The organism is Oleiphilus sp. HI0125 (genome assembly GCF_001635355.1).
The window spans coordinates 1-1077 of the sequence record NZ_LWGF01000267.1 but is presented as its reverse complement, the minus strand read 5'-3'; the positions used below and the strand labels follow the sequence as shown (position 1 = coordinate 1077).

General features: G+C 46.3%; 1 protein-coding gene and 1 pseudogene. Both read left to right on the top strand.

The annotated features are described in order from the left end of the window. Nucleotides 1–514 (top strand): annotated as a pseudogene (locus A3762_RS03870) (aminotransferase class V-fold PLP-dependent enzyme); the annotation flags it as partial. Nucleotides 515–615: 101 nt separating this feature from the next. Then, entirely contained in the window at nucleotides 616–951 is a 336-nt protein-coding gene (locus tag A3762_RS25635) for a flavodoxin family protein (RefSeq protein WP_082868920.1), read from the top strand. Nucleotides 952–1077 lie beyond the last annotated feature (126 nt).

The window sequence follows — 1077 nt, the reverse complement described above, 5'->3', positions numbered from 1 at the left end:
CAATGATTCTTGGTTCTTAGATCTGAAACTAGTCATGGCTTATTGGGAACAAAGTGAAGCGCAACCTAAGCGTGCGTATCACCACACCGCACCAGTAAATAGCTTGTATGCATTGCATGAGTCGCTACTTATGGTGAAAGAGGAAGGCCTTGAAAATGCTTGGGCTCGCCACGCGAAACATCATAATGCGCTTGTTGCAGGTTTGAGTGTACTGGGTATTGAACTCATTGTTGCGGAAGAGTATCGCTTACCTGAATTGAATACCGTGAAGATTCCAGAAGGTGTGGATGACGCGGCTGTTCGTACTGCATTGCTTAGCCAATTCGATCTTGAGATCGGCGCGGGCCTTGGCAAGTTTGCAGGCAACGCTTGGCGTATAGGTTTGATGGGCAGCGCATGTAAACGTGAAAACGTTGAGCTATGCATCTCAGCCCTAGCGAGCGTTCTTAACGAACAAGGATATGACTGTGACGGCGATGCAGCAATGGCTGCCGTTGCTAATAGCTACGCCTAATATATTTCTCGTTCTAGGGCTCATTGCCAAAGGGTCAGTGTAGCAATACTCTGACCCTTTATTATTTAATCACCCTACATAGTTAAGGCATGAGTTTCGGCATGGACAAACATCTTCTTATCATTGGCCACGCTCCCTCTCCAAATACTCACACACTCCTAAAAACAATCAACGATGCGAGTAACAAAAGCCAGTGCACTGTAACTAGCTTATCTGCATTTGATACCACTCCAGAGCACATCATTCAGGCAGACGCTGTCATTCTTTTCACACCAGAAAACCTCAGCTACATGTCTGGAGCGATGAAAGATATGTTTGATCATTGCTATTACCCCGTACTTGAGAAAAAACAAGGTTTACCAGTCGCAGCGATTGTTCGCGCTGGGCACGATGGCACTGGCACGGTGCACGCCTTACCAACGATACAATTACCTTAAAACGCACCTAATTTAGCCGCTCTCGGTAATCATTGAACGACTTTTCATTCTAGAGCCGGTTTGTCATCGCCGTAGAGATACATGATCAGCATATGGGGCAAGGTTAAGGCCGCCAGTAGGTAAAAA